Annotated in this window: 32 protein-coding genes; 11 read left to right on the top strand and 21 right to left on the bottom strand. The window is 64.2% G+C overall.

Features of this window, described 5'->3' with window-relative positions; genetic code table 11:
- Window positions 1-262 precede the first annotated feature (262 nt).
- On the top strand, window positions 263-1,888 hold the full coding sequence (locus P6U29_RS04450) for an MFS transporter (protein WP_407116494.1): 1,626 nt from the start codon (window positions 263-265) through the stop codon (window positions 1,886-1,888).
- Window positions 1,889-1,951: 63 nt separating this feature from the next.
- Here P6U29_RS04450 and P6U29_RS04445 read toward each other — a convergent pair whose 3' ends face one another.
- From P6U29_RS04445 to P6U29_RS04435, 3 genes are read right to left on the bottom strand one after another with little or no spacing between them, the layout of a single operon-like run.
- Window positions 1,952-2,425, bottom strand: coding sequence for a secondary thiamine-phosphate synthase enzyme YjbQ (locus P6U29_RS04445; RefSeq protein WP_407119598.1), 474 nt, complete (start codon window positions 2,423-2,425; stop codon window positions 1,952-1,954).
- A gap of 41 nt (window positions 2,426-2,466) precedes the next feature.
- The gene (locus P6U29_RS04440) at window positions 2,467-2,982 is read right to left on the bottom strand and encodes a hypothetical protein (protein ID WP_407116493.1); all 516 of its coding nucleotides are present in this window, start codon (window positions 2,980-2,982) and stop codon (window positions 2,467-2,469) included.
- A gap of 41 nt (window positions 2,983-3,023) precedes the next feature.
- Entirely contained in the window at window positions 3,024-3,266 is a 243-nt protein-coding gene (locus P6U29_RS04435) for a hypothetical protein (RefSeq protein WP_407116492.1), read from the bottom strand.
- A 75-nt stretch (window positions 3,267-3,341) separates the two neighbouring features.
- Here P6U29_RS04435 and P6U29_RS04430 point away from each other — a divergent pair, with 75 nt between their 5' ends.
- The 5 genes from P6U29_RS04430 to P6U29_RS04410 all read left to right on the top strand — a co-directional run bounded on the left by P6U29_RS04430 (window position 3,342) and on the right by P6U29_RS04410 (window position 5,986).
- Window positions 3,342-3,716, top strand: coding sequence for an AtpZ/AtpI family protein (locus P6U29_RS04430; protein ID WP_027574325.1), 375 nt, complete (start codon window positions 3,342-3,344; stop codon window positions 3,714-3,716).
- 112 nt (window positions 3,717-3,828) lie between these two features.
- The gene (locus tag P6U29_RS04425) at window positions 3,829-4,578 is read left to right on the top strand and encodes a F0F1 ATP synthase subunit A (RefSeq protein WP_407116491.1); all 750 of its coding nucleotides are present in this window, start codon (window positions 3,829-3,831) and stop codon (window positions 4,576-4,578) included.
- A 53-nt stretch (window positions 4,579-4,631) separates the two neighbouring features.
- On the top strand, window positions 4,632-4,862 hold the full coding sequence (locus P6U29_RS04420; protein ID WP_007599451.1) for a F0F1 ATP synthase subunit C: 231 nt from the start codon (window positions 4,632-4,634) through the stop codon (window positions 4,860-4,862).
- Between the two features lie 66 nt (window positions 4,863-4,928).
- A complete protein-coding gene (locus P6U29_RS04415) occupies window positions 4,929-5,495 on the top strand; it encodes a F0F1 ATP synthase subunit B' (RefSeq protein ID WP_407116490.1) in 567 nt (188 codons plus the stop codon).
- Between the two features lie 5 nt (window positions 5,496-5,500).
- Window positions 5,501-5,986 (top strand): ATP F0F1 synthase subunit B, encoded by a 486-nt coding sequence (locus tag P6U29_RS04410; protein WP_407116489.1) that lies wholly within the window; start codon window positions 5,501-5,503, stop codon window positions 5,984-5,986.
- Window positions 5,987-6,181: 195 nt separating this feature from the next.
- Here P6U29_RS04410 and P6U29_RS04405 read toward each other — a convergent pair whose 3' ends face one another.
- From P6U29_RS04405 to P6U29_RS04385, 5 genes are all read right to left on the bottom strand, one after another.
- Window positions 6,182-6,832, bottom strand: a complete 651-nt coding sequence (locus P6U29_RS04405; RefSeq protein WP_407116488.1) for a hypothetical protein — start codon at window positions 6,830-6,832, stop codon at window positions 6,182-6,184.
- Window positions 6,833-7,010: 178 nt separating this feature from the next.
- A complete protein-coding gene (locus P6U29_RS04400; RefSeq protein WP_407116487.1) occupies window positions 7,011-7,598 on the bottom strand; it encodes a GNAT family N-acetyltransferase in 588 nt (195 codons plus the stop codon).
- Between the two features lie 39 nt (window positions 7,599-7,637).
- Window positions 7,638-8,927, bottom strand: a complete 1,290-nt coding sequence (locus tag P6U29_RS04395; RefSeq protein WP_407116486.1) for a M16 family metallopeptidase — start codon at window positions 8,925-8,927, stop codon at window positions 7,638-7,640.
- Complete coding sequence (gene thrC / locus P6U29_RS04390) at window positions 8,924-10,342, bottom strand: threonine synthase (RefSeq protein ID WP_407116485.1); 1,419 nt, start codon at window positions 10,340-10,342, stop codon at window positions 8,924-8,926. The genes P6U29_RS04395 and thrC overlap by 4 nt, the downstream gene beginning before the upstream one ends.
- 546 nt (window positions 10,343-10,888) lie before the next feature.
- The gene (locus P6U29_RS04385; protein ID WP_407116484.1) at window positions 10,889-11,533 is read right to left on the bottom strand and encodes a response regulator; all 645 of its coding nucleotides are present in this window, start codon (window positions 11,531-11,533) and stop codon (window positions 10,889-10,891) included.
- 86 nt (window positions 11,534-11,619) lie between these two features.
- Between P6U29_RS04385 and P6U29_RS04380 the strand changes: the two genes are divergently transcribed.
- Complete coding sequence (locus P6U29_RS04380; RefSeq protein WP_407116483.1) at window positions 11,620-12,960, top strand: histidine kinase; 1,341 nt, start codon at window positions 11,620-11,622, stop codon at window positions 12,958-12,960.
- Here P6U29_RS04380 and P6U29_RS04375 read toward each other — a convergent pair.
- The 9 genes from P6U29_RS04375 to coxB all read right to left on the bottom strand — a co-directional run bounded on the left by P6U29_RS04375 (window position 12,957) and on the right by coxB (window position 20,068).
- Window positions 12,957-13,322: a nuclear transport factor 2 family protein gene (locus tag P6U29_RS04375; RefSeq protein ID WP_407116482.1), complete on the bottom strand. Its 366-nt coding sequence runs from the start codon at window positions 13,320-13,322 to the stop codon at window positions 12,957-12,959. The two genes, P6U29_RS04380 and P6U29_RS04375, sit on opposite strands and share 4 nt — an antisense overlap.
- A gap of 116 nt (window positions 13,323-13,438) precedes the next feature.
- A complete protein-coding gene (locus P6U29_RS04370) occupies window positions 13,439-14,191 on the bottom strand; it encodes an SURF1 family protein (protein WP_407116481.1) in 753 nt (250 codons plus the stop codon).
- Window positions 14,188-14,589: a DUF983 domain-containing protein gene (locus tag P6U29_RS04365; protein WP_407116480.1), complete on the bottom strand. Its 402-nt coding sequence runs from the start codon at window positions 14,587-14,589 to the stop codon at window positions 14,188-14,190. Before P6U29_RS04365 ends, P6U29_RS04370 begins: the two co-directional genes overlap by 4 nt.
- A 97-nt stretch (window positions 14,590-14,686) precedes the next feature.
- Window positions 14,687-15,583, bottom strand: coding sequence for a cytochrome c oxidase subunit 3 (locus P6U29_RS04360; protein ID WP_407116479.1), 897 nt, complete (start codon window positions 15,581-15,583; stop codon window positions 14,687-14,689).
- Window positions 15,584-15,661: 78 nt separating this feature from the next.
- Complete coding sequence (locus tag P6U29_RS04355) at window positions 15,662-16,318, bottom strand: cytochrome c oxidase assembly protein (RefSeq protein ID WP_407116478.1); 657 nt, start codon at window positions 16,316-16,318, stop codon at window positions 15,662-15,664.
- Between the two features lie 5 nt (window positions 16,319-16,323).
- Entirely contained in the window at window positions 16,324-16,488 is a 165-nt protein-coding gene (locus P6U29_RS04350) for a CoxF protein (protein ID WP_122400700.1), read from the bottom strand.
- A 7-nt stretch (window positions 16,489-16,495) separates the two neighbouring features.
- Window positions 16,496-17,440, bottom strand: a complete 945-nt coding sequence (locus P6U29_RS04345) for a heme o synthase (protein ID WP_407116477.1) — start codon at window positions 17,438-17,440, stop codon at window positions 16,496-16,498.
- 61 nt (window positions 17,441-17,501) lie between these two features.
- Window positions 17,502-19,127, bottom strand: a complete 1,626-nt coding sequence (gene ctaD, locus P6U29_RS04340; RefSeq protein WP_407116476.1) for a cytochrome c oxidase subunit I — start codon at window positions 19,125-19,127, stop codon at window positions 17,502-17,504.
- 86 nt (window positions 19,128-19,213) lie between these two features.
- Window positions 19,214-20,068, bottom strand: coding sequence for a cytochrome c oxidase subunit II (gene coxB / locus P6U29_RS04335; RefSeq protein WP_407116475.1), 855 nt, complete (start codon window positions 20,066-20,068; stop codon window positions 19,214-19,216).
- Between the two features lie 447 nt (window positions 20,069-20,515).
- On the opposite strand from coxB, the gene P6U29_RS04330 reads away from it, so the two are divergent.
- Window positions 20,516-21,049, top strand: coding sequence for an invasion associated locus B family protein (locus P6U29_RS04330; RefSeq protein WP_407116474.1), 534 nt, complete (start codon window positions 20,516-20,518; stop codon window positions 21,047-21,049).
- Window positions 21,050-21,061: 12 nt separating this feature from the next.
- Here P6U29_RS04330 and P6U29_RS04325 read toward each other — a convergent pair whose 3' ends face one another.
- On the bottom strand, window positions 21,062-21,301 hold the full coding sequence (locus P6U29_RS04325; RefSeq protein WP_407116473.1) for a DUF5615 family PIN-like protein: 240 nt from the start codon (window positions 21,299-21,301) through the stop codon (window positions 21,062-21,064).
- An 84-nt stretch (window positions 21,302-21,385) separates the two neighbouring features.
- Window positions 21,386-21,610, bottom strand: coding sequence for a DUF433 domain-containing protein (locus tag P6U29_RS04320; protein ID WP_407116472.1), 225 nt, complete (start codon window positions 21,608-21,610; stop codon window positions 21,386-21,388).
- Window positions 21,611-21,764: 154 nt separating this feature from the next.
- On the opposite strand from P6U29_RS04320, the gene tldD reads away from it, so the two are divergent.
- The 3 genes from tldD to P6U29_RS04305 are packed head-to-tail and all read left to right on the top strand — an operon-like array spanning window position 21,765 to window position 24,549.
- Window positions 21,765-23,192 carry a metalloprotease TldD gene (tldD, locus tag P6U29_RS04315; protein ID WP_407116471.1) on the top strand — a complete coding sequence of 476 codons (1,428 nt, stop codon included), beginning with the start codon at window positions 21,765-21,767 and terminating at the stop codon, window positions 23,190-23,192.
- On the top strand, window positions 23,189-23,965 hold the full coding sequence (gene lepB, locus P6U29_RS04310; RefSeq protein ID WP_407116470.1) for a signal peptidase I: 777 nt from the start codon (window positions 23,189-23,191) through the stop codon (window positions 23,963-23,965). Before tldD ends, lepB begins: the two co-directional genes overlap by 4 nt.
- Window positions 23,966-23,976: 11 nt before the next feature.
- Window positions 23,977-24,549, top strand: coding sequence for a nucleotidyltransferase family protein (locus P6U29_RS04305; protein ID WP_407116469.1), 573 nt, complete (start codon window positions 23,977-23,979; stop codon window positions 24,547-24,549).
- A gap of 149 nt (window positions 24,550-24,698) precedes the next feature.
- Here P6U29_RS04305 and P6U29_RS04300 read toward each other — a convergent pair whose 3' ends face one another.
- Together P6U29_RS04300 and P6U29_RS04295 are read right to left on the bottom strand one after the other, a co-directional pair.
- Window positions 24,699-25,265 carry a PAN domain-containing protein gene (locus tag P6U29_RS04300; protein WP_407116468.1) on the bottom strand — a complete coding sequence of 189 codons (567 nt, stop codon included), beginning with the start codon at window positions 25,263-25,265 and terminating at the stop codon, window positions 24,699-24,701.
- Between the two features lie 111 nt (window positions 25,266-25,376).
- Window positions 25,377-26,747, bottom strand: coding sequence for a glutamate--cysteine ligase (locus P6U29_RS04295; protein WP_407116467.1), 1,371 nt, complete (start codon window positions 26,745-26,747; stop codon window positions 25,377-25,379).
- Window positions 26,748-26,827: the final 80 nt, after the last annotated feature.

Below are 26,827 nucleotides of genomic sequence, written 5' to 3'. Positions count from 1 at the left end.
AGTGCACATTATCCCTTTGCAGCAAAGGGGTTAATCCGGAAATCCCCGTGGCGGCGCGGCAGCGTCCGATATCACACCGTCAGCTGCGCGTCAGTGCGCAAGGCCGAAAGTCGTATTGGGGCGGGTTTCACGCCGATGTTACTTTGTGGTCAAGACCTGGGTTGATCCGGCACGTCCGGAGATCTGGGGGCGCGAGGAAACGCATTTCGGGGAGCGACTCAACATGTCGACAGTGGCTGTGTCTCAAGCAGGCGCGGGAGGGATGACGAAGGACGAACGGTTCGTCATTCTCGCCTCCTCGCTCGGTACCGTCTTCGAGTGGTACGATTTCTACCTCTACGGTTCGCTCGCCTCGATCATCGGCGTGCAGTTCTTCTCGGATTATCCGCCGGCCACCCGCGACATCTTTGCGCTGCTGGCGTTTGCCGCAGGCTTCCTGGTGCGGCCGTTCGGCGCGATCGTATTCGGCCGCGTCGGCGACATCGTCGGCCGCAAATACACCTTCCTCGTTACCATCCTCATCATGGGTCTTTCGACCTTTATCGTCGGCCTGCTCCCCAATGCGGCAACGATCGGCATCGCAGCCCCGATCATCCTGATCGCGCTACGCCTCGCCCAGGGCCTGGCGCTCGGCGGGGAGTATGGTGGTGCTGCGACCTATGTCGCGGAGCACGCGCCGAACGGCAGGCGCGGTTACTACACCTCGTTCATCCAGACCACGGCGACGCTCGGCCTGTTCCTGTCGCTGCTGGTGATCCTGTTCACCCGCACCGCGACCGGCGAGGCCGAGTTCGCGAAGTGGGGCTGGCGCATCCCGTTCCTGGTCTCGGTGCTGCTGCTCGGCATCTCGGTCTGGATCCGGCTTCGCCTCAATGAATCGCCGATCTTCCAGAAGATGAAGGAAGAGGGGAAGGGCTCGAAGGCGCCGCTGACGGAGGCCTTCGGCAATTGGCAGAACGGCAAGCTCGTGCTGCTCGCCCTGCTCGGCGGCGTGATGGGCCAGGGTGTGGTCTGGTACACCGGCCAGTTCTACGCGCTGTTCTTCCTGCAATCGATCCTGAAGGTCGACGGATATACCGCCAACCTGCTGATCGCCTGGTCGCTGCTGCTCGGCACCGGCTTCTTCATCGTGTTCGGCATGCTGTCTGACAAGATCGGCCGCAAGCCGATCATCCTCGGCGGCTGCCTGATCGCGGCGCTGAGCTTCTTCCCGATCTTCAAGATGATCACCACCAACGCCAACCCAGCGCTGGAAAAGGCCATCGAGCAGACCAAGGTCGAGGTGGTGGCGGATCCCAAAGGATGTGGCGACCTGTTCAACCCGGTCGGCACCCGCGTCTTCACCGCACCCTGCGATACCGCGCGCGCTTTCCTGTCGCAGTCGTCGGTCAAGTACTCGACGAGTTACGGCGCGGCCGGGTCGGGCGTGAAGGTCGTGGTCAACGGCAAGGAGGTGCCCTACACGAACGCCAAGGACAGCAACCCGGCGGTTCTCGCCGCGGTACAGGCGGCTGGCTATCCCAAGGCGGGCGACGCCGGCATCGTGAAGATGGCGCATCCGTTCGACATCTTCCGTCCGCAGGTGGCAGCGATCATCGGCCTGCTGTTCATCCTGGTGCTGTTCGTCACCATGGTGTACGGCCCGATCGCGGCGATGCTGGTCGAATTGTTCCCGACCCGCATCCGCTACACCTCGATGTCGCTGCCCTACCACATCGGCAACGGCTGGTTCGGCGGCCTCCTGCCCGCCACCGCCTTCGCCATCGTGGCCTCGACCGGCGACATCTATGCCGGCCTCTGGTATCCGATCATCTTCGCGTCCATCACCGTCGTGATCGGCTTCCTGTTCCTGCCGGAGACCAAGGACGTCGACATCAAGGCGACCTGATCGAAACAGCGATCGACGACATGAACCGGCCGCGGTCTCCGCGGCCGGTTTTGTTTCGAACGGCTACTGATTGCTGCCGATGAATTGCAGCACGATCTCGCGGCGGTGCGTACGGCTGCGATGCTCGATCAGATAGATCGCCTGCCAGGTGCCGAGCGCAAGCTTGCCGTTCAGGACCGGGACCTGGAGCGAGGCCCCTGTCAGCATCGTCTTGATATGCGCGGGCATGTCGTCGGGGCCCTCGGTCTCATGGGTCCATCCGGCGTTCTCCGGCGCAAGCCGGGACAGCGCGGTGGTGAGGTCGACGAGCACGGACGGATCGGCGTTCTCCTGAATCGTCAGCGAGGCCGAGGTGTGGCGGATGAACAGCGTCAGCGCGCCGTCGCGCGCGTTTGCCTCGGCGATGAATTTTGCGGCTTCGCTGGTGAGGTCGGTAAAGCCGCGACCCGATGTCTGCACGGTCAGCAGCGACGACGAGATGGCGGTGGCTTGCACCGTCGAGGGGGCCGACCGTGTGACGGATTTGCCTGATGTCATCAAAAATCCCTCAACTCCGGAGGCCGGCAGCTCGTCACGCGTCATATCTTCCCCGACACGTCCTTCTGCACGCGGATGGCCATGTCGATCAGCCGCCGCCAAGCCTTCTCCAGGAACGACATCACGCGATCGACGTCCTGGTCGCTCGGCAGCGGGATCTCGAGCTTGCGCTCGCCCTCGGCGATCTTGGGCTCGGCTTTCTTCAGCGAGTCGGATTTGGGCAGCGCCTCGTCGATCTTGCCCGACACCGTCGGCCCCGCCGCGAGCTGTCCCTTCAGCCTCTCGACCTCCGCCTGGAGCCTGCCGATCTCGGTATCGAGTGCGGTCCGCTCGTCAGGCATCGCGTAACAGGCCCAGCCGGCGCCGTTCTTGCTGCAGGTCGATACCGTGCCGGTGCGCGTGTCGAGCCGCAGCACGCCCTCGGGGATGGGCGTCATGCTGTAGCGACCATTTTCGCCGTCGGGCGCCGATTGCGCAGCCACGAGGCCGCCGCCGACGACCATCACCGCGGCGGCCGCCGCTAGCCATGATGTTGTGGATGACGTCGCTGCTCTCATCACTGTCTCCGCCACGGCGCTGCTGCGGCTTCTGTGCAATTCTACACCCCCATCGGACGGTTCGCCGCCAAAAACCCACCCCTGAAATCAACGAACGCGACGGCTTCTTTGATCCCGGTCGCGCGGCGAAAGGACAGCTGCATCCGCCGATCGTGAGCAGACCTGCTGCGGTGCGGCGTCACGCTGTGTGCAGCGCTGCCGCGCGCGCCAATATCACAAGATAAATCAAATACATAACTGAAAGCGACGCAATCGTGACTTGGCTTGACTTGATTATGGGCCATCAGTATGGTCCGCGCGGCTTTTGAGGGTGGCGGGCGTAATTTCCATTCAACCGCGGCGTTTCGGGTCTTCGTTGCATGACACAGGGCACGGAGCACGGCGAGAATGGAGATCGCGATAGATCGCCCGAGGAAGCTGCGCTTTCCGAACGGCTCGGAAGTCTTGATCAGCGGTTGTCCGAAATTCGCGACCGCCGGACCAGGACCGAGCAACCCGCAGGTGACGAGGGAGACAGAGCGGCCAGAGCCTCGGCGATGGCGCTTGGTTTCCGGTTATCCTCCGAGTTGATCGCCGGCGTCATTGTCGGAGCGGGGATTGGCTGGGGGTTCGACCGTTTGCTGTCGACATCGCCTTTCGGGTTCATCGTGTTCACGCTGCTGGGCTTCGTCGCCGGCGTGGTGAATGTGGTGAGGTCGGCGGGTGCGGGTCAAAACAGGCGCGGTGGTTCGTAAGCTGGTCCCACCAGGAGAGGAATGATCGTGCCGGCCTCGCCGGTACGGGCCGGCCCGGCCGGCAGACCGAGACCCGCCGGCATTGCCCGGCAGACCAAGAGATGCCGCGCTGATGAAAATCGACCCGATCCACCAGTTCAACATCGAGCCTCTCTTCACCCTGGGCCATATCGGCAATCACACGATCGCCTTCACCAATTCGTCGCTCTACATGCTGGTGGCGGTGGCGATCATCTCGATCCTGATGCTTGCCAGCGGCACGCAGCTGGTTCCCGGGCGCCTGCAGTCGGTCGCTGAAATCTCCTACGAATTCGTCGCCTCGACCATCCGTTCGACGGCCGGCGCGGAAGGCATGAAGTTCTTCCCGCTGATCTTCTCGCTGTTCATGTTCATCTGCGTCTCGAACCTGGTGGGCATCATCCCCTACACCTTCACGGTGTCGAGCCATCTGATCGTGACCGCGGCGCTCGCGCTCCTCGTCTTCTTCACCGTCCTGATCTACGGCGTCGCCAAGAACGGCCTGAAATTCTTCAAGATTTTCGTTCCCCACGGCGTCCCCGTCTACATCCTGCCGCTGGTCATGTTCATCGAGGTCCTGTCGTTCTTCCTGCGGCCGGTCTCCCACAGCGTCCGTCTCTTCGCGAACATGCTGGCCGGCCACATCGCGCTAAAGGTGTTCGCAGGCTTCGTCGCCATGCTCGGCTTCTCGCTCGGCGCCGTCGGCTGGATCGGCGGCGTGCTGCCGCTGGCGCTCACCGTCGCGCTGACGTCGCTCGAGATCCTGGTCGCGTTCCTTCAGGCCTACGTGTTCGCGATCCTGACCTGCATCTACCTCAACGACGCCATTCATCCGGGACACTGAGCGGTCCGGGGAATTTCCACCCACAACCCAATCTTTCTTCCAAGGAGTCTAAAATGGATCCGGCAGCAGCAAAACTTATCGGCGCGGGCATCGCGTGCATCGGCATGGGCGGTGCGGGCGTCGGCGTGGGCGTGATCTTCGGCAACTACCTTGCCGCAGCCGTCCGCAACCCGTCGGCCGCTCAGGGCCAGTTCGGCAACCTGATCTTCGGCTTCGCCGTGACCGAAGCGCTCGGCATCTTCTCGCTGCTGATCGCGCTGCTGCTGCTGTTCGTTCCGCTCTGAGGACGACGTTTTTCGCGCCGTTCCATGTCCATGGGACGGCGCGCGTGACAGCAACAGGAGAACTCCATGGCTGAGAGTCATGGCGGCGCAAAAGATCCGGCGGCGGGCGCTCACACCGAGGCTGATGGTGGTCACCACGGTGGCGGGTTTCCGCCGTTCGAGAGCAGCACCTTCGCTTCGCAGCTGGTGTCGCTCGCGATCTTCTTCGTCCTGCTTTACGTGATCGTGTCCAAGCTCGCTCTGCCGAAGGTCGGCGGTGCGATCGAGGCGCGTCAGAACAAGATCGAGGGTGACCTCGCCGAAGCGCAGAAGCTGAAGGATCAGTCCGAGGCGGCGCTGAAGGCCTATGAAGGCGAGCTCGCTTCGGCGCGTTCGCGAGCGCAGGCGATCGGCAACGAATCCCGCGACAAGGCGAATGCGCAGGCTGACGCCGAGCGCAAGGCGCTGGAAGAACAACTGGCGGCCAAGCTCGCCGGGGCGGAGAAGACCATCGCCTCGACCCGCGCCGCCGCCATGAGCAACGTCCGCGGCATCGCGGCCGATGCGGCAGGTCAGATCGTGCAGCAGCTCACCGGCGTCGTTCCCGACGCTGCGTCAGTCAATGCCGCGGTTGACGCGTCCTTGAAGGGTTAGTCGAGATGTTCTTCGAACCTGAATTTTGGGTCGCCGTCGCCTTCGTGATCCTGATGGTCGTGTTCGGCTATCTCGGGGTCTTCAAGACGGCGATGACCGCGCTCGATCATCGCGCCGCTCGCATCAAGGCGGAGCTGGACGATGCGGCACGCCTCAAGCAGGAAGCGGCCAAGGTGCTCGCCGACTACAAGGCGCGCAGTGCCACGGCCGAGCGTGAAGCTGCCGATATCATCGCCAATGCGAAGGCCGAAGCCGAGCGCATCGCTGCCGACGCGAAGGCGAAGATGGAAGACTTCGTCGCCCGTCGGACCAAGACCGCGGAGAGCAAGATCGCGCTCGCCGAAGCCCAGGCGCTGGCCGATGTCCGTGCCGCGGCCGCCGAAGCCGCCGTCCAGGCCGCCTCGACGATCCTGTCGCAGTCGGTCAGGGGCCAGGTCGCCGACGACCTGCTCGCCAAGGGCATCAACGAGGTTCGGCAAAAGCTGAACTGAGGGCGAACGCCTCACCAATCAAAAAAGCCGGCGCGATGAGCGCCGGCTTTTTTGCTGCTTGCGCGTGTCCCGGACGCGGCGCGGCATGAAATGACGCGACGCAGAGCCGGGACCCAGCATCGGCAGCTCTGGGCCCCGGCTCTGCCGCGCAGCGCTAAAGGAGCGCTGCGCCGCGTCCGGGGCACGAGACATCGCCTACTTCTTCTTCCGCCCCTTCGGCTCGGGCGAAAGCGCCTGCGGGTCGAAGCCGACGTAGAAGATGTAGGAATCGGCGACCGCGGCTGAAGGCACGGGATAGGCCAGATCCTCTGCAACGAAAGTGAAGGGCACACTGCCGCCCTCCGACATCGCGACGGTCGTCCGGTAGGCCTTCGAGGCGATGACCTTTTCGCCGACGCCGCCCTGCACCACAGCAACACGCAAGGGGACCTCGACGGTCGCGGGCGCGCCGGCGGGACCTGCGATGACGCGGCCCTGGATGCCGATCCGGGCGGTGATATCACCGCCGCTTCGGGCGCATTCGCGCGCCATCTTGGTGATCGTTGCCTGGAAGCGGATGTCGTTACCGACGGCCTGCTTGCCGCTCGCACCGACCGCATAGGTGGAGGCGCCGGAGCGCACGGTGACCTGCGGGCAATCGATGTCGTCTTCGGCCGGCTGGCCGGGCGCGGGCGCTGGACTGGGCTGGGCCGGCTCGTCCGGCTTGCCGCCGAACAGGCTCTTGAAGCGGTCGCTCAAGGACTGGGCCGCCGCCGGCGAGACGGACGTGAGCGCAACTGACAACGCCAACGCGACCGCCGTCCCCCGCCGCGACGTCGTCCGCGATGACCGAAGCTCCTTCACCATCGACACCCATACTCCCATCACAACATTCGGGCCGATCTACCGGCCGGCCCGCGCCGTTATATCGCCAAAATCGGCGAACCCAAGGCGAACAAACAAGGCAAGCCAACCAAACAAGGCAAGCGAATAGAACAGCAAACAGGGCAGGACCATCGAGACTTTGGCCGCAGGAAGTGGCCGGTCAGCCGCGGAAATCCTCGTGCAGCAGGCCGAACAGCAGGTGATCCTGCCAAATTCCGTTGATGCAGAGATAGCGGCGCGCCAGGCCCTCGCGGGAGAAGCCGCACTTCTCCAGCACCCGGATCGACGGCGCATTGGTGGGGATGCAGGCGGCCTCGACCCGGTGCAGATTGAGCTCGCCGAACAGCGTCGGCAGCAGCACCCGCAGCGCGGCCGTCATGTAGCCGCGATGGGCATAGGGCTGGCCGACCCAATAGCCGATGGTGCCGGCCTGGACGATGCCACGCCGGACATTGGCCAGCGTGATGCCGCCGACCAGGGCGCCGTCGAGCTCCCGGAAGATCAGAAAGGGATAAGAGCGGTCGGCGGCAATGTCCTCGGAATAGCGGCGCAGACGGCGGCGGAAGCCGGACCGGGTGAGATCGTCAGACGGCCAGATCGGCTCCCAAGGCGTGAGATAGTCGCGGCTGGTTTCGCGCAAATGAGCCCATTGCAGGAAGTCCGACATTTGCGGCGCGCGCAGCAACAGCCCGTTGCCGCGCGGCGCGAGGGCGGCGGGTCCACTGGATGGCAGGCGAAACAGGGCCATGGTGATGCTTTCCAGGGCGGTCTCGCCGTAGCGCGGCTCCTAATGCAGCCGCGCCTTGGCGCGCGCCCAGGTCAATCCTTCCGCAAAAGATACCGCCGTGTCCAGACCCCTGCCACTGCCCAATGCGACAACGGCGGGCCGGCTCCGCGACAGCAGTGCACGCGCCGCGTCCCGCGTCGAGTCGATGCTGACGGCATCGATCCGTGCCACCAATTCCTGAACCGTCTGCGGCCGCCCATAGGCGAGCACATGCCGGGCAAGCTGCTCGGCACGGGAGGAGCAGCTCTCCATTGCCATCAGGAGACCCGCCTTCATCTGCGCCTTGGCCCGGGCGATCTCGGCCTCGGTCAGCGTCTCCACCGAGTCATTCATGATGTCGACCACGACCTCCATCATCTCCGGCGCGTCAGCCGGATCGGTGCCGGTGTAGAGGCCGAAGAATCCCGTATCGGTGTAGGGCGCGTGGAAGGTGTAGATGGAGTAGCAGAGACCGCGCTTCTCACGCACCTCCTGGAACAGCCGCGACGACATTCCGCCGCCGAGAATGTTGGTGAAGACCTGGAGCGAGAACAGCGACGAATCCGTCTGCGGCACGCCTTCCAGCGCCAGCGTCAGATGCGCCTGCTCGAGCTCGCGATGCACCACCTTGGTGCCGCCCTTGCCGAACTGAGCGGTCTGCGGCTTCGGCCCCGGCGTCCCCTCGAAACTCGCAAAGCGTCTCTCGACCTCGGCGACGACCTGCTTGTGATCAACCGCGCCGGCCGCCGCCACCACCATGTCGGGCCCGCGATAATGCGTCGAGAGATAGCCACGCAGCATGTCGCGGTTGAAGGCGCGCAGCGTCTTGGCCGTGCCGAGCAGAGAACGGCCCATCGGCTGGTCGGGATAGCAGAGCTCGTTGAGATGCTCGAACACGACGTCGTCGGGCGTGTCCTGCGCCGCGCCGATCTCCTGCACGATGACGTTCTTCTCGCGCTCCAGCTCGTCGGGTTCGAAGGCGGGATTGGCGAGGATGTCGGCGAGCACATCGAGAGCGAGCGGCACGTCGGCCTTGAGCACCCGCGCGTAATAGGACGTGGTCTCGGTCGAGGTGCCGGCATTGAGGTCGCCGCCGACCGCCTCGATCTCCTCGACGATCTCGCGCGAAGAGCGCTTCGTCGTGCCCTTGAACGCCATGTGCTCGAGCAGATGCGAGATGCCGTGCTCGTTGGGCTTTTCGTCGCGTCCGCCGACGCCGGCCCAGACGCCGAGCGCCGCGGTTTCGAGGTGAGGCATCTCGTCGGTGACGACGGTCAGGCCGGAGGCAAGCTTGGAGATTTCGACGCTCATCCGGCAACTCCCTGCTTTGCGGCGCGGCTGACCGACAGCACGAACCGCTCGACCTCGGCCTGATCGTTCTTCATCACCCTCATGTGTTCGGATTTGGTCATCAAGCCGTCGAGCCAAGCCGGCAGTTGCGGCCGCTGGCCGCAGGCCGCCTCGACAGCGTCGGGGAATTTGGCCGGATGGGCGGTGGAGAGCACGATGCTCGGTACCCTCGTGTCGGTCGTGTCGCGGTCCGCGACGGCGAGCGCCACGGCCGTATGAGGATCGACCAGTTCGCCGGCTTCACGCCAGGCGGCGCGGATCGCAGCCGACGTCTCGGTCTCGTCGGCGCGCCCGGCATCGAATTCCTCGCGGATCGCGGCGAGCGTCGCATCGGGCAGCACGAAACGGCCGGACTGCTTCAGCGAGTCCATTAGACGGCGCACGCCGGCTGCATCGCGCCGGCTGGCCTCGAACAGCAGTCGCTCGAAATTCGACGAGATCTGGATGTCCATCGACGGCGACGCCGTCGCGTGCACCTCGCGCACCTCGTAAATTCCAGTCTTCAGCGTCCGCGCCAGGATGTCGTTGACGTTGGCGGCGATGCGCAGGGTGCGCACCGGCAACCCCATGCGCTTGGCGACATAGCCGGCGAAGATGTCGCCGAAATTGCCCGTCGGCACGACGAAATCGACCGCGCGCGCCGGCGCACCGACGGCAACGGCGGAGGTGAAATAGTAGACCACCTGAGCGACGATGCGGGCCCAGTTGATGGAATTGACGCCGGACAGCGAGGTCGCATCGCGGAAGCGATGATTGTTGAACATCCCCTTCACGAGCGCCTGGCAATCGTCGAACGTGCCTTCGATGGCGAGCGCGTGCACATTGGCCGCGCCCGTCGTCGTCATCATCCGCTGCTGCACCTCGGAGATGCGGCCGTGCGGAAACAGCACGATGAGGTCGACATTCTCCAGTCCTGCAAAAGCTTCGACCGCGGCGCCGCCGGTATCGCCTGACGTCGCGACCACGATGGTGGTGCGCTGGCCGCGCTTGGCGAGCACATGGTCCATCAGCCGCGAGATCAGCTGCATCGCCACGTCCTTGAAGGCGAGCGTCGGACCGTGGAACAGCTCGAGCACGAACTGATGCGGCGACATCTGGCGCAGCGGCACCACCGCGGGATGGCGGAAGGTGGCATAGGCCTCGTTCGCCATGCGGCCGAGCTCGGCGTCCAAGATCTCGCCGCCGGCGAAGGGCCGAATCACATCGACCGCGACCTCCCAATAGGGACGGCCGAAAAAGCCGGCGATCGTCTCAGCCGGGAGTTGTGGCCACGTCGCCGGCACATATAGGCCGCCGTCGCGGGCAAGCCCGGTCAGCATCACGTCACAGAAGCCGAGTTCGGGGGCCTCGCCCCGGGTCGAGATATAACGAGTCAAACTGCCCTCCAAAGGCCGGCCGAGCCGAAGCTCGATCCTTAAGCCTTTGATTTTACGAAACTACTTGCTAACAGCCAGAAGCTTTGGGCCACCATAAAGTGTTTTGCGGCATCGGGAAACCGCTTCCGGCCCACTCGCGCCCAATGAAAAAGGGCTGCGGCATTGCCGCAGCCCTTCTCTTGGAAGGTCTGTCGTTGTGTGCAGACCAGTTTGCCTCGTCGGGGTCGCTGACCCGTCAAAATTCTTCTGGCAGCTTTCGTCGCCTGTCACGAAATCGTCAAGGGACAAAACCGCGCGCGCCGAAAAATGTTCCTGTTCTTCCCGATCCGCTCCGGGCCTCGCTCCTATCCGCACGGCAAGGTCGTGCCGCCAAATGCCGCTTTTTCCCGAAATGTTGGCCGCTGCAGGAACGAATGCAGCCTCGGCCCATTGTGTCCGCGGATCGGTGTGAGCCCGTTGTCCATGCATTGCCCGGCCAGCGGCGGCGTCGATCCGTCGACCGAACCGCTGCATCCTGGAGCAGCCGGTTCGGTCGCTGGCGGAAGGTCAGTTCATCCCGATCTCCACTGCGATCCGGATCAGGTCGGAGTGGTTCTTGGCGCCCAGCTTCTGCTTGAGCAGGGATGTGGTGTTGGCGACCGTCTTGTAGGAGATGCCGAGCGCCTCGGCGACCTCGACGATCTTGTCGCCGCGTCCAAGCAGGCGGAGAATTTCGAGCTCCCGCGGCGTCATCTGCGAGGCCGGATTGGCCTTGATCGCCGCGCCGGAAAACGTCACAGCTTCTGCAAGCTGCGGCGAGATGAAATTGTCGCCCGCGACCACTTTGCGCACCGCTTTCAGCAGGATCCGGGGATCGTCGCCCTTGGAGACATAGCCCTGTGCCCCAAGCTCCACTGCCCGCACCACGAAGGCCGGATCGTCGTTCATGCTGAACATGATGATCTTGGCGTCGGGATCGTCCTTGCGGATGCGTCGCATCAGCTCGAAGCCGGAGACATCGGGCAGGCTGATGTCGATCACGGTGACATCGGGCCGCTTGCTGACATAGGCGCGATGTCCGGATTTGGCATCGGTCGCTTCGTCAATGCGAATTGAATGGTCGGACGCGAACAGGGTGCGGCAACCCGACAGTACCACGGGATGGTCGTCGACGATCAGGACCCTGGTCGCCAGCTTGGCGGCATCTTCCATCGCGCACCCTCTTGTTTTTCGAGTCATAAACCCGCGGGAACAAATGGAAAGAGAGAATCCCGCCAAAACACGTTAGAATTGACCTAATGTGGCAACGACTCTCCTTCAGAACCCAACTCTTTCTGCCGCTGGGCGTAATGTTCGTCGCGGCGCTGATCATGGGCGGCGTGCTGCTGCACATCTTCACCACCGGCCAGCTCGCCGAAGAGAACGAGCCGGCGCAGCGATCGACCCGGGCGGTGGCCGAAGCCCTGAACAGCGCCCTGCGTTCATCCGAAAACCCGCGCAGGACCCTCGACGCCTTCGTTCGCATGTTGGACGAATCGTCAGATATTCAATTCCGCTCAGCCGAAGCTGCTTCTCCGCCCCTTGCGCCAAGGCCTCTGCAGGGCTCGCATGTCCCGCCGAAATGGTTCGTCAACCTCCTCACCATCCCGGATCTCCATATCGCTTTCCCAGTCACAATCAGCGGGCAGCGTGTCGGCGACATCGTATTCACACCCGATCTGTCGGCTGCGCTGTTTGAGACGTGGGTTGGCTTTTTAGCACTCGCCAGCTTCTTAGTTGCGTTCATTGGGCTGACTGCAGTCGTTGCCTATTTTCTCGCTGGCTCCGCGCTGAGGCCCCTGCATGATCTTGGCGAAGGTCTCACGCAAATGCGCCGAGGCGACTACGCGACGCCGATACCGGTCACAGGGCCACCGGAGATCCGGCAAAGCTGCGAAGAGGCAAATGCGCTGGCAGCAACGCTGGCGCAATTGAGCCAAGATAATCGCGACCTACTGCACCGGCTTGTATCGCTCCAGGATGACGAGCGACGCGATCTTGCCCGCGAACTGCACGACGAACTCGGCCCGCTTCTGTTCGCCATCCGCGCCGGTACTATCGCGCTGCTTGAAACCGCCCCCAAGGCGGGAAATCTCGGCAATTCGGCGCAGGACGTGCTGCAATCGGTCGAGGCGCTCCAGCAAACCAACCGCCGTATCCTCGACCGGCTACGGCCGCTCTATATCGAGGAACTGGGCCTTTCGAGCAGTGTGCAGACGCTGCTCCGGAATTTTCGCAAGCAGGCTCCGCATATCGTCCTGACGGACGCGATTGATTCCGCTCTCAACGGGATCGACGGGCCGTTGGCTCAGACCGTGTATCGGGTGATCCAGGAGGCACTGACCAACGTGCTCCGCCATGCCAAGGCCAGCAGCGCCCATGTGCAGGCGGCCGTCTCCGGCGAGACGCTCGTCGTCGAGATCTCCGACGACGGCGGCGGTTTTCCTGCGGACAACATCTTCGGCCGGGGCCTGACCGGCATGCATGAGCGCGTGCGTGCGCTCAGCGGATCGCTGTCCCTGTTGCGCATGGATGAGCGAACTTACGTGCGCTGCCGCCTTCCGGCACAGGCAACGCGGGACGCGCCATCATCAGGCTAACACGCGCAGCCATCATGCGCGTTCTGTCGCGCCGGCTCGCACAGCGTGCTGCGAATCTTGCCATCCGGGCTGAAGCGGAACGAGGCCTGAATGCGCAGCGCGCCAGCGACGGAATATTCGAGGTCGATGCCGTGGGGCGCGGGATGGATCTCCTCCAGACCGAAACCTGCCGACGAGAAGGCGCTGAGCTGCGGCTGCCAATAGGCCTCGATCTCGCTCCGGCCGCGGTAGCGCCGCATGCCGTTACACGAGCATTCGAGCTGCGCATCGTCCGCATAGAGGTCGAGCAGCGTCGCGAGGTCGCCCTTCCGGCAGGCGTCCACCCAATCGATGATAATTCCCATCTGGTCGAAATCGCTCACGCCGCAATCCTGTCTGCCGCGGAAAATCCCGGCTGCTTAGGACCACACTCGTGAATATGCGCTGAATAATAAACCCCGGGCGATACCGGGTTCCCTCGAAGTATCTGCGGATGAGCTCAGCTCTGCCGCCGCCCTCTTGCCCACACGGCGAAGGCAATCAGCACGGCACCTGCAAGCGTGAACCAGGTAGCGGCATATTGCAGGTGGTCGTCTTTCAGATTCACCTCGAGCGGGCCCGGACGCGGAATCCCGTTCGCGGGCGCGGGCTGCTCGAGGTCGATATAGAACGGCGCAACCGCGCCCCAGCCGAGCGCCCTTGCGATTCCCAGATGATCGCGCACGAACCAGAGCCGCTTGTCGCGATTTTCCGCCGGCGTCAGCCAGCCTGGCCCCTCGGGAAAGCGCAGATAGCCGGTGAGCTCAACCGGTTGGCCCGTGACGAGCTTCTTCACCGCGCGATCCTCGACACCGCGGTCCTGCATCGTGTTCTCGACGAAGCCCGCATCGATCACGACCGTCTCGCCGCTGGGAAGCCGTGCCGGCAGAAACGCCCAGGTGCCCGGGCCGGAGGCATCCTTGCGCACCGCAGAGCCGGAAGAATAAACCATCGCATCGGGCAGGGCTGCATAGGTCGCGGTGAAGCTGACGCGGCGGAATTCATCGCGGGCAGGATTCAGCGCGGGCCATTGCGCGGACGGCGGCAGCGCCGTCGGCGACGCCGCAAGCCGTTCGGTGAGTGCCGCAATGAGCTCGTGCTTGGCTGTCCGGCGCTGCAACTGCCAGACACCGAGCGCGACGAACACGGCGGTCAGGAGCAGCGTGAACAGCGCGAAGCCGGCCACGCGGGCCTTGCGCGCAGGCTCGTTCATTTCGCGCGATCGACCAACCGGCCCGGCGCCGCTTTGTGGTGAAACTGCAGCGCGATCAGCAGCGATTTCATCGCACGCAGCGGCAACAGCGTGGTGGCGAGGATCAGCGGCAGCCAGAGCACCGCATGCAGCCAGAACGGCGGTTGGTACTTGACCTCGACGACGAGCGCACAGCCGACGACGATGGCACCAGCGAGCATGATGATGAAGATCGCCGGACCATCGCCGGTATCGATGAAGGCGTAATCGAGGCCGCAACGGTCGCAAGCGGGCGCGAGCGTCAGGAAGCCCGCATAGAGCTTGCCCTGGCCGCAGCGCGGGCATTTACAGGCAAGCCCGCGCATCGCGCTTTGCAGGACGGTGGTTTCGGACTGGGGCGTGCCGGCGCTGTCGTTCATGATCGCGGACTCTATCACAGTTTCCGCCGAAACGGCCGGCGGCCGGAAAGCGAAAGGGCGGCCCTGCGGCCGCCCTTTCTGATCGGTTCGATACGGCTCAGTGCGCGCCGTGGGCCATGGTCTCGGCGCCGTGTCCCCAGACGTAGATGCAGAGGAACAGGAACAGCCAGACCACGTCGACGAAGTGCCAGTACCAGGCCGCGAACTCGAAACCGAGATGCTGCTTCGGCGTGAAGTGGCCGGCATAGGCGCGGAGCAGACAGACCAGCAGGAAGACAGTGCCGACCAGCACGTGGAAGCCGTGAAAGCCGGTCGCCATGAAGAAGGTCGCGCCGTAGACATTGCCGGCGAAGGAAAACGCCGCGTGGCTGTATTCATAGGCCTGCACACAGGTAAAGGCAGCGCCCAGGACGACGGTGAGGATCAGGCCGTATTTCAGGCCCTGGCGGTCGTTCTCGAGCAGCGCATGGTGTGCCCAGGTCACGGTGGTGCCCGACGTGAGCAGGATCAGCGTGTTCAGGAGCGGCAGATGCCAGGGATCGAAGGTCTCGATGCCCTTCGGCGGCCAGGTGCCGGGGACCGAGCAGGCACCGGGCTGGGTGCCGAGACCGCAGCCGAACACCGCATCGCGGGTGGCGTGGACGGCGTCGGCCGGAAACAGCGCCGCGTTGAAATAGGCCCAGAACCAGGCGACGAAGAACATCACCTCGGAGGCGATGAACAGGATCATGCCGTAGCGGTGGTGCAGCTGCACGACGCGGGTGTGGTCGCCCTTGTACTGGGCTTCCTTGATCACGTCGGCCCACCAGCTCGCCATGGTGTAGAGCACACCCACGGTGCCGACGCCGAACACGATGGGCGCCGCGGAGAACATGTGGTGCATCCAGGCAATCGCACCGACCGCCATGATGAAAGCCGAGAGCGAGCCGACGGCCGGCCAGGGAGAGGGATCGACCAGGTGATAGTCGTGATGCTTGGTATGCGCCGTGGCCATTTCCGTCTCTCTCCTCAATCCCGTGCCTATCAGGCACTTATCCCCTTGTTTCCAACCGCCTGAGCGTGAGCCCGGCGGTCAAAGATTTCCCTTGCGCTTGTCGTCCTCGCTGGCGGCGAGCGGCTTCACCACCGGATCCTTCACCGGATAGAACGTGTAGGACAGCGTGATCGTATTCAGCCCGTCATTCTCGTGGTCCTCGGCGATCGAGGGATCGACGTAGAACACGACCGGCATCTCGCGCTTCTCGCCGGGCGCCATTGTCTGCTCGGTGAAGCAGAAGCAGTTGATCTTCTGGAAGTAGGAGCCGACCGTCAGCGGCGCGACGTTGTAGGCGGCCTGGCCCGCAGTGGTGCGCGCGGCCTGATTGGTCACGGTGTAGAACACAGTCACGACCTGGCCGATATTGACCTCGATCTCGCTCTGCTCCGGCTCGAACTTCCAGGGCAGGCCGGGCGCGACGTTGGAGTCGAAACGCACCGAGATCTTCCGCGCGATCGGCCCATTGGCTGGCGCCGAGGTCGCAACCTGCGTCGTGCCGTTGAAGCCGGTGGCGCGGCAGAACCAGTTGTAGAACGGCACCGCGGCGTAGGAAGCACCAACCATCAGCGCGACCACACCGCCGCAGATCGAGGCGACCACCGCGTCGCGGCCAAGGCCACTGAACCGGCCACCGCGACGGCCCCTGGCGGCTGTCCGGCTCTGATCCCGCGATATCGTCGGCTCGTGACCCATCTTTCCTACATCGGCCGCACTAGGACTGCCGGCCCCTTGACCATGGTGACGGCGAAGAACAGCACCACGAGCACGCCGAGCGCGAGCGCGATTGCGATCGAACGTTGACGACGGCTCTTCTGCTGCGCCTCGGTGAGGACGATTCCATTTGGCTCGGGTTTGTCAGCCATTCCTGCCTCATGCGCCCCCAACCATCGGAGCAAGCGCCCGATACACGACCTCGGCCAGCAGGGTCGCGAACAGCGCGAACAGATACAGGATCGAGAAGGCAAACAGCTTGCGGGTCGCGCGCAGCGACTGGCTGCGTTCGCGGCGCATATAGACGTTGATCGCGAGCACCAGCATGCCGGCGCCGAGGATCAGCGAGACAATGCCGTAGACGGCATCGAAATAGCCGAGCGCCCAGGGCGCCGCGGCGACCGCGATCAGCACGATGGTGTAGAGCAGGATCTGGAGGCGGGTCGCGTCGGGACCGGCGACGTTGGGCAGCATCGGAATGCCGGCGCGCGCGTAATCGTCGGAGCGGAACAGCGCCAGCGCCCAGAAATGCGGCGGCGTCCAGAAGAAGATGATGGCGAACAGCAGCAGCGGCTCGACATCGACCGTGCCCGTCACCGAGGCCCAGGCCACTACCGGCGGCAGCGCGCCGGCCGCGCCGCCGATCACGATGTTCTGCGCGGTCCAGCGCTTCAGCCACATCGTGTAGATCACGACATAGAAGAAGATGGTGAAGGCGAGCAGCGCGCCCGCGATCCAGTTGACGAGGATGCCGAGCGTCATCACCGAGAAGAAGGCGAGCGTCATGCCGAACGCCATGGCCTCGGGACGGGTGATGCGGCCGCGCGGAATCGGCCGGTTCGCCGTGCGCGACATCTTGGCGTCGATATCACCTTCGAGCGCCATGTTGAGTGCCCCGGAGGCGCCGGCACCGACCGCGATGCAGAGCAGCGAGGTGATCGCCAGCACGGGGTGGAAATGCCCGGGCGCCATCGCCATCCCGACCAGCGCGGTGAAGATCACCAGCGACATCACCCGCGGCTTGAGCAGCGCGAGATAGTCGCCAACCCACGCCTCGGAGATGCGGGGATTGATGTCGATGGCATTGTGGTCGAGGACGGACACTTAGATCTACTCGTTTCGTTATAGCGTCGCGGCGCCCGTCATGGGCGCCGCGGAGGATTGCTTACTGCACGCGGGGCAGCACTTCGAACTGGTGGAAGGGCGGCGGCGAGGACAGCGTCCACTCCAGCGTGGTCGCGCCGGCACCCCAGGGGTTGTCGCCCGCCGGCACCTTGCGGGCGAAGGCGTCGATCACGCAGTACAGGAAGATCAGCACGCCGAAGCCGGAGATGTAGGAGCCGACCGACGAGACCAGATTCCAGCCCGCGAAGGCATCGGGATAGTCGACGTAACGGCGCGGCATGCCGGACAGGCCGAGGAAGTGCTGCGGGAAGAACACCAGGTTGACGCCGATGAAGGTGACCCAGAAGTGCAGCTTGGCGAGCCACTCATTGTACATGTAGCCCGACATCTTCGGGAACCAGTAGTACCAGCCGGCGAAGATCGCGAACACCGCGCCGAGCGACAGCACGTAGTGGAAGTGCGCGACGACGTAATAGGTCTCCTGCAGCACGCGGTCGACGCCGGCATTCGCCAGCACGACGCCGGTGACGCCGCCGACTGTAAACAGGAAGATGAAGCCCACCGCCCAGATCATCGGGGCGCGGAATTCGATCGAACCGCCCCACATCGTCGCGATCCACGAGAAGATCTTCACGCCGGTCGGAACCGCGATCACCATGGTCGCCGCGACGAAGTAGGCCTGCGTCGCCGAGGACATGCCGACCGTGTACATGTGGTGCGCCCACACCACGAAGCCGATGCCGCCGATCGCGACCATGGCGTAGGCCATGCCGAGATAGCCGAACACGGGCTTGCGCGAGAAGGTGGAGACGATCTGACTGATCATGCCGAAGCCGGGCAGGATCAGGATGTACACCTCGGGGTGACCGAAGAACCAGAACAGATGCTGGAACAGCACGGGGTCGCCGCCGCCATCAGGCGCGAAGAACGTCGTGCCGAAATTGCGGTCGGTGAGCAGCATGGTGATCGCACCGGCGAGCACCGGCAGCGACAGCAGCAGCAGGAACACCGTCACCAGGATCGACCACACGAACAGCGGCATCTTGTGCAGGGTCATGCCCGGCGCGCGCATGTTGAAGATGGTGGTGATGAAGTTGATGGCGCCGAGGATCGACGAGGCGCCTGCCAGATGCAGCGACAGGATCGCGAAGTCGACGGCCGGGCCCGGATGGCCGGAGCTCGACAGCGGCACATACATGGTCCAGCCGGCGCCGACGCCGTTGGCGCCCGGCTCGCCCTCGACGAATGTCGACATCAGCAGCAGCGCGAAGGAGGCCGGCAGCAGCCAGAACGAGATGTTGTTCATGCGCGGGAACGCCATGTCGGGCGCCCCGATCATCAGCGGCACGAACCAGTTGCCGAAGCCGCCGATCATCGCAGGCATGACCATGAAGAAGATCATGATCAGGCCGTGAGAGGTCACGAACACATTGTAGGTGTGCGTCTCATGGAAGACCTGCACGCCCGGATACATCAGCTCGGCCCGGATCGCGATCGACATCGCGGCACCGATGATGCCGGCGATGACCGCGAAGATCAGGTACATCGTGCCGATGTCCTTGTGGTTGGTCGAATAGACATAGCGCCGCCATCCGGTCGGATGGGCGTGCTCGTCATGTCCGTGGGCTTGCGCGTGATCGCCGTGTGCCGCTGCGCTCGTTGCCATTTTCAAATCCTGCCTTGCGTCCCATTCGGACCTTTGGAGGTCCCGCCCTTTTGTCGCTTTCAGTCCCTCAAGCCGTGATCCGACGCTTACTGCGTCGGGCCGGCCGCGGAGGCGTAGGTGCTGGTGCCGCCGCTCGCAAACTTCTTCTTCGCCGTCTCCACCCAGGAGGCGAACTCCTGGTCGCTCACCACGCGCACAGCGATCGGCATGAAAGCGTGATCCTTGCCGCACAGTTCCGAGCACTGACCGTAGTACATGCCGGTCTTGGTGGCCTTGAACCAGGTCTCGTTCAGACGGCCCGGAATGGCGTCGATCTTGATGCCGAAAGCCGGCACCGCGAAGGCATGGATGACGTCGGCGCCGGTGGTCTGGACGCGAATCACCTTGTTGACCGGCACCACCATCTCGTTGTCGACGCCGAGCAGGCGGGGCTGCTTGTCCTGCGCCATCAGCGAGTCGAACTCGAACTTGCCGTTATCGGGATAGGCATAGGACCAGTACCACTGCTTGCCGGTCGCCTTGATGGTCAGGTCGGCCTTCGGCACGTCGAGCTCCAGGAACAGAAGCCGGAACGACGGCACCGAGATCCCGACCAGGATCAGCACCGGAACGAGCGTCCAGGCCACCTCGATCAGCGTGTTATGGGTGGTCCGCGACGGCACCGGATTGGCCTTCGCGTTGAACTTCACGACCACGATCACGAGCAGCGCCAGGACGAACAGCGTAATCAGGGTGATCAGCACGAACAGGAAATTGTGGAACCAGACGATGTTGTCCATCACCGGGGAACCGGACTGCTGGAGCGTCCACTCCCATGGCGCCGGCTGCCCGAGCTCGGCGAATGCCGCACCACCCGTCGCCAGCGTGACGCCAGCCGCCACCAAGGCGATGGTGGCCAATCCCAGCAATTGCCGGCCCACCCGACCCATCGACATCCTCATGCCGTTCGCGCTCCCCTTACGAAATCACCCCAAGTGCGTTCCCCTGTTTCCGGGAAACGCTTATTCGATCCGCCAGTCCGACAAACCGCCACGCAAGAATACCTCTAAGAGGAACTGGGGCCAGATCGCTAGAACGCGAAATCAAGCCTCTCAAACCATAATTCTTGATCTATCGCAATGCAGTCTTGAGCCTGGTCTGCCAGCCCTCACCGGCAAGATATTTCCCAGTAACATCAGACAAAAATACCGCTTCCCGGGATGCTGCGGCTTGACAGCGGAATTGCCCGCGTTAGGCACTGCCAGGCAGCCGCGCCGGAGCCTGATTCGTGCGGGCGATGGCGGTGTGGGCGGCGCGGAATTTGCTTGGGAATCGCCTTCAAGACGCCGTCATTCCCGTATCAGTCCGCCAGGGTGCGAGTGACCCAGGCGAGCAGAGGGACCGACCCGATGGGGCTTTCGAGATCGATGGCACGGCCGGTGAGCGGCCTCCCGGCGCTGGCCGCCCTCGTGGCTGCGATCGTCCTGCTGGCGCTTCCGGGCCTTGCCCATGCGCAGGGCGCGGTACGCTCCGTCCACGGCGACTGGCAGATCCGCTGCGACACCCCGCCGGGCGCCCAGACCGAGCAATGCGCCCTGATCCAGAGCGTGGTGGCGGAAGACCGCTCCAATGCCGGCCTGACCGTGATCGTGCTCAAGACCGCCGACCAGAAGAGCCGGCTGATGCGCGTGGTCGCCCCGCTCGGGGTCCTGTTGCCCTCCGGCCTCGGACTCAAGCTCGACAACCAGGACGTCGGCCGCGCCGGCTTCGTCCGCTGCCTCCCCAACGGCTGCGTCGCCGAGGTCGTCCTCGAAGACAAGCTGCTCGGCCAGCTCCGCAGCGCCAAGACCGCAACCTTCATCATCTTCGAGACGCCGGAAGAGGGCATCGGCTTTCCACTCAGCCTGAACGGGCTCGGCGAGGGGTATGACAAGCTGCCGTAGGGCGAGGCGGACCTAGTAAATCTCTAGGCATGCCGTGCTGTCATCGCCCTCAAACGACTGAATTGTCGGTGCGTGTCGGCGAAGTAGGTTAGCTATCGTTGCGGTCGTTTGATTGCCAGCACGGAGCCAGATCACCTTCGGCGGAGAACCCAGCAGACCCGCCAGATCGGCTAAATCGACGTCCTGAGTCACGATCGCAAAGCCATTTGCCTTCGCGAACTCCCGCGCGGTCAGCCACTTCGGATAGTCCATGAGACCGGACGTGACTGGAATCCGGAAAAAGATCGCCGATCATCTGGCAAAGCTTGAAGCTGAGGTTCTGATCGAACAGCAACCTCATATCGGCGCGGTCACCAATCGCCTCTCGCGGTCGGCGGCATAGGCGAGGCAAGCGCGGATATCGTCCTCGGTCAACTCCGGAAAGTCATCAAGGATTTGAGCATGAGTCTGACCGGCAGCAAGCCAGCCGAGCACATCCGCCACGGTAATCCGCATGTGGCGGATGCAGGGCCGTCCTCCACGTTTTCTTGGCTCGATGGAGATGATGTCTCGGTAATTCATGGGGGAATCATTGATCCATATCCGATGCAGCAACGGGATCAGGGCAATTGGTCCCAGCCAATCCTATCGTTTCCGTAATGTAACGCCCCGCCCCCTCGCGGAACCGGTCCGAAACCATTATCTTGCCCCACATCTTCCGATAATGGACGGACGCATGACCAACCCTGCCACAACCTCCCTGCTCGACCGTGCCAATCTCGACCGCGACCAGGTTCGCAACGAGATCGCGCGCGGGCTTTCGGGCGCTGACGACGGCGAACTGTTCCTGGAATACAGCCAGACCGAAGCGCTGATGTTCGACAATGGGCGGCTGAAGCAGGCGACCTACGACACTTCGCAGGGGTTCGGCCTGCGCGCCGTCAAGGACGACGCGGTCGGTTACGCGCATTCCTCCGACGTGTCGCTGCCGGCGCTGATTCGCGCCGCCGACGCGGTCGCTGCCGTGCGCGGCGGCTACTCGGGCAGCTTTGCCGCCCCGCCGGCGCACACCAATGTGCGGCTCTATGGCGATGACAATCCGCTCGATGCGCCCGGCTTCGAGACCAAGGTCAAGCTGCTCGCCGAGATCGACGCTTACCTGCGCGACAAGGATCCGCGGGTGCGGCAGGTCAGCGTGAGTCTCGGCGCGACCTGGCAGGTCGTCGAGATCCTGCGGCCCGACGGCGAGAGCTATCGCGACATCCGTCCGCTGGTGCGCGTCAACATCTCCGTCGTCGCCGGCCAGGGCGACCGTCAGGAGAGCGGCAGCAAGGGCTATGGCGGCCGCGCCGGCTATGCCGAGTTCATCGAGACCAAGTCCTGGCGCGAGGCCGCCGACGGCGCGTTGCGCGAAGCGCTCGTCAATCTGGAATCGATTCCGGCGCCGGCCGGCGAGATGGACGTCGTGTTGGGAGCCGGCTGGCCCGGCGTGATGCTGCATGAAGCGGTCGGCCATGGTCTCGAAGGCGATTTCAACCGCAAGAAGACGTCGGCGTTTGCGGGCTTGATGGGCCAGCAGGTCGCGGCCAAGGGCGTCACCGTGGTCGACGACGGCACCATTGCCTCGCGGCGCGGCTCGCTGTCGATCGATGATGAGGGCACGCCGACCAATCGCACCGTGCTGATCGAGGACGGCATCCTCGTCGGCTACATGCAGGATCGTCAGAACGCGCGGCTGATGAACATGAAGCCGACCGGCAACGGCCGCCGCCAGGGCTATGCCCATGTGCCGATGCCGCGGATGACCAACACCTACATGCTCGCGGGCGACCGCGATCCGGCCGAGATCCTCGCTTCGGTCAAGAACGGCGTGTTCGCTGCGAATTTCGGCGGCGGCCAGGTCGACATCACCTCGGGCAAATACGTGTTCCAGTGCACCGAGGCCTACAAGATCGAGAACGGCAAGCTGGGCGCGCCGCTGAAGGGCGCCATGTTGATCGGCAACGGGCCGACCGACCTGCATCGCATCCGCATGATCGGCAACGACCTCGCGCTCGATACCGGCATCGGAACCTGCGGCAAGAACGGTCAGGGCGTGCCGGTCGGCGTCGGCCAGCCGTCGCTGCTGATGGAGCGTATCACGGTGGGTGGAACGGGCGCATGAGCGTTGAGAAAGCAACTGTCACCCCGAAGCGGAAAAGCAGCGGCTGGGGTGGGCAACTCGTACAGCTCGCCGGCATCGTCGCCGCGGTCTTCATCGCCAAGGGCGCGCTTGCCGAGCCGTTCTACGTGCCGTCGGGCTCGATGGAGCCAACGCTCTTGATCGGCGATGCGCTGCTCGCCTCGAAATTCCCCTATGGCTACGGCACGTCGTCGTTGCCGATCCAGATCAGCCTGCCCGAGAGCGGCCGCGTCTTCGCGGAGACGCCGAAGCTCGGCGACGTCGTGGTCTTCCGCTGGCCTGGCGATCGCTCGCAGGCCTGGGTCAAGCGCGTCGTGGGTCTGCCCGGCGACCGCATCCAGATGCGGCAAGGCCAGCTCTTCATCAACGACCGCCCCGCCGAGCTGAAGCCCGATGGCGTCGGCACAGCCGAGGACGACCATGGCGGCACCGAGCCCGCCTATCGCTATGTCGAGACGCTGCCGAACGGCGTCTCGCATCTGATCTTCAAGATGCGCGACAGCGGTCCGCTCGACAACACGCCGGAAGTGACCGTGCCGGCCGGTCATCTCTTCGTGCTCGGCGACAACCGCGACAATTCCGCCGACAGCCGCGTGCCGCTGCGCTCCGGCGGTGTCGGCCTGTTGCCGATCGACAATCTGATCGGCCGTGCGGATGCGGTGCTCGGGTCCTGGGATCTCGGCATGCGCAGCCAGCCGGTGTGGACCTGGCTGTCCGGCTTCAGGCTGGCGCGGTTCTTCACCGCCGTGCATTGACCGGTAGTTGGGTGAGAAGAGACGAATTCCTCGCTCTCGCCTTACGCAATCCGGTCAACGCCGCGATCCTCGACGAGCTGCATCGCCTGGCGCTGCCGGATGCTTGGCTGGTCGCAGGTTGCCTGGTGCAGACGGTGTGGAACGTGCTCACGGGCCGCGCGGTCGATCACGGCATCGCCGACTACGGCGTGTTCTATTTCGATCCCGATACCTCATGGGAGGCGGAGGATGAGGTAATCCGCACCCTGCACGCGCGGCTCGCTCATCTCGGCGCCAAGGTCGAGATTCGCAATCAGGCGCGGGTGCATCTGTGGTACCCCGCCAAGCACGGCCTGCCCTATCCGCCGCTGACGCGCTCGACTGACGGTATCGACCGCTTCCTCACGGAGAATACGCAACTGGGTGTCCGACCCGCTGCTGGAGGGAATTTCGACGTCTATGCGCCCCACGGATTCGATGACGTCGCAGGGCTGATCGTGCGGCCCAACCGAGCGCCAAATTTTTCCATCGCCAATTACGAGGCGAAGGCCGCGCGATGGAAGACCCTGTGGCCGGAGCTCACGGTGATTGCGGCGGACGCATAGCCCCACGTGTCCCGGACCAGATGCATCGCGAAGCGATGCGGCGAAGAGCCGGGACCCAGGCGCGACCGAATGCGATGTGGCGTGGGCCCCGGCTCTGTAGCGCTGGGCTTAAGGAGCGCCGCGCTGCGTCCGGGGCACGAGAACGAACATCACCGCACCACGCCCGACGTGAATCCCGCCTTGCGGCGCGGCGGCTTGATCTCCTTCTTCAGGAAACAGCGCGCCTCACGCCCGGTATAGCCGGGGCGGGCATAAGTGAAGGCGCGGCATTTATTGTCGGCGGTGCAGGCGGCCTTGCAGGCCTCGACGCTTTCGCCGTCCTTCAGCTCGAAATTGCGCAAATCGCCGCCAGGGCGGTCGATCGACGTCTCGACGCCCTCGACCCGCGGCTCGATCACGCCGGCGCCGCGCACGCCAGAGATACAGCAATTTCCCGGCACGCGCGCCGGCACGGTGTTCTTCAGCCAGCATACCGCCGAGCCGCCTTCGACGTCGGGATAGTTGAAGCTCCAGGAGCGGCAACGGCGATCACGCTCGCACAATAGCGCGCAATCCTCGGGATCGCCCGACGTGACCGGCGTGTTGAAATAGTCGCCGCCGGGCCGATCGAATGCCGTTTGGGCACGCGCCGACACGCTCGCAACTGCGAGCGAAAGCAGCGTGGCACATGCCACGACGCTGGCCTTGACGGCCCGGGACAGGCGGCCCTTTCCCATCGGAACAGCTTTCGAGTTATTGACGACGCTCAGGTTTTTCAGCCGGTCATTTGATCGCCGCAAACCTGTATAGGCGATGAACGCTCAATTCCTGGTCGTTAGCCCATTGCTTTAGAACGCGTATTCCGCGTATGCCGGTTCCACCGAACCCTTCCAGGGGCCGTTGAACTTCTCCAGCATCTCCTCGGCCGGCGTCCGGCCGGAATCGATGATGCGATTGAGCGGTTCCAGGTGCCGCGTCTCGTCGCGGCCAAGCTGGTCGATCCGGCCGCGCCGGCGCAGGCCGGCATGTGCCAGAACGAGGCACTCCTTGGCGATCTCGAACAGATAGCGGTCCTTGATCCGCGCCTTGAAGCCGAACCGCGGCACGTCGTCGCGCAAAGCCTGACGGTCATGTGCGTTCCAGTGCTTCACCATGTCCCAGGCGGCATCGAGCGAAGCGTCGTCGTAGAGCAGCCCGACCCAGAATGCCGGCAACGCCGGCAGACGGCCCCACGGGCCGCCGTCGGAGCCGCGCATCTCGAGATAGCGCTTGAGCCGCACTTCCGGGAAGATCGTCGAGAGATGGTTGGCCCAGTCCGACAGGGTCGGACGCTCGCCGGGAAGATTGTTGTTGCGGCCATCGAAGAACGCGCGGAACGAGGAGCCCGACACGTCGATGTACTCCTCGCCGCGCTTGACGAAATACATGGGCACGTCGAGCGCGTAATCGACATAGCGCTCGAACCCCATGCCGTCCTCGAACGCCCACGGCATCATGCCCGAGCGCGCATTGTCGGTGTCGCGCCAGATCTCGGATCGGAAAGAGAGGAAACCATTCGGCCTGCCCTCGGTGAACGGCGAATTGGCGAACAGCGCAGTCGCGACCGGCTGGAGCGCGAGCGAGACGCGCAGCTTCTTGACCATGTCGGCTTCGGAGGAGAAGTCGAGATTGGTCTGTACCGTGCAGGTCCGGTACATCATGTCGAGGCCGTACTGACCGACCTTCGGCATGTAATTGGTCATGATCTTGTAGCGGCCCTTCGGCATGACGGGGATATCGGCGCGCGACCAGGACGGCGTCATTCCGAGCCCGAGGAAGCCGATGCCGAGCGGCGCTGCGATCTCGCGCACCTGTGCAAGATGCGCCATCAACTCGCTCTGGGTCTGGTGCACGTTCTCGACCGGTGCGCCGGAGAGCTCGAACTGTCCGCCGGGCTCGAGCGAGATGGCACCGCCGCCGGTGACGTCATAGAGGCCGATGATGTTGCCTCTCTCCATAATCGGCTCCCAGCCGAGGAGGAGCTTCATGCCTTCGAGCAGCGCACCGATGCCGCGTGCACCCTCATAAGGCACCGGACGATGGCCCTCGAGCGTGAACGGCGTCTTCTCGTGCTCGGTGCCCATGCGGAATTCGGACGGGTCCTTGCAGCCGGCCTCGAACCAAGCGACGAGCTCGTCGCGTGATTGCAGTGGCGTCATGTCGATCTGGTCTCGCGCCATATCAAACTCTAATCAAAAGGCGCTTCGACCGAACGCGCGCGGGTGACAGGGATGGTCCGCGAACCCACCGGTTGCGCGGA

Source organism: Bradyrhizobium sp. LMG 9283, assembly GCF_045571415.1.
Classification (GTDB): Bacteria; Pseudomonadota; Alphaproteobacteria; order Rhizobiales; family Xanthobacteraceae; genus Bradyrhizobium.
The sequence above is the reverse complement of the archived record's forward strand: the minus strand, read 5'-3'. Positions and strand labels throughout refer to the sequence as shown.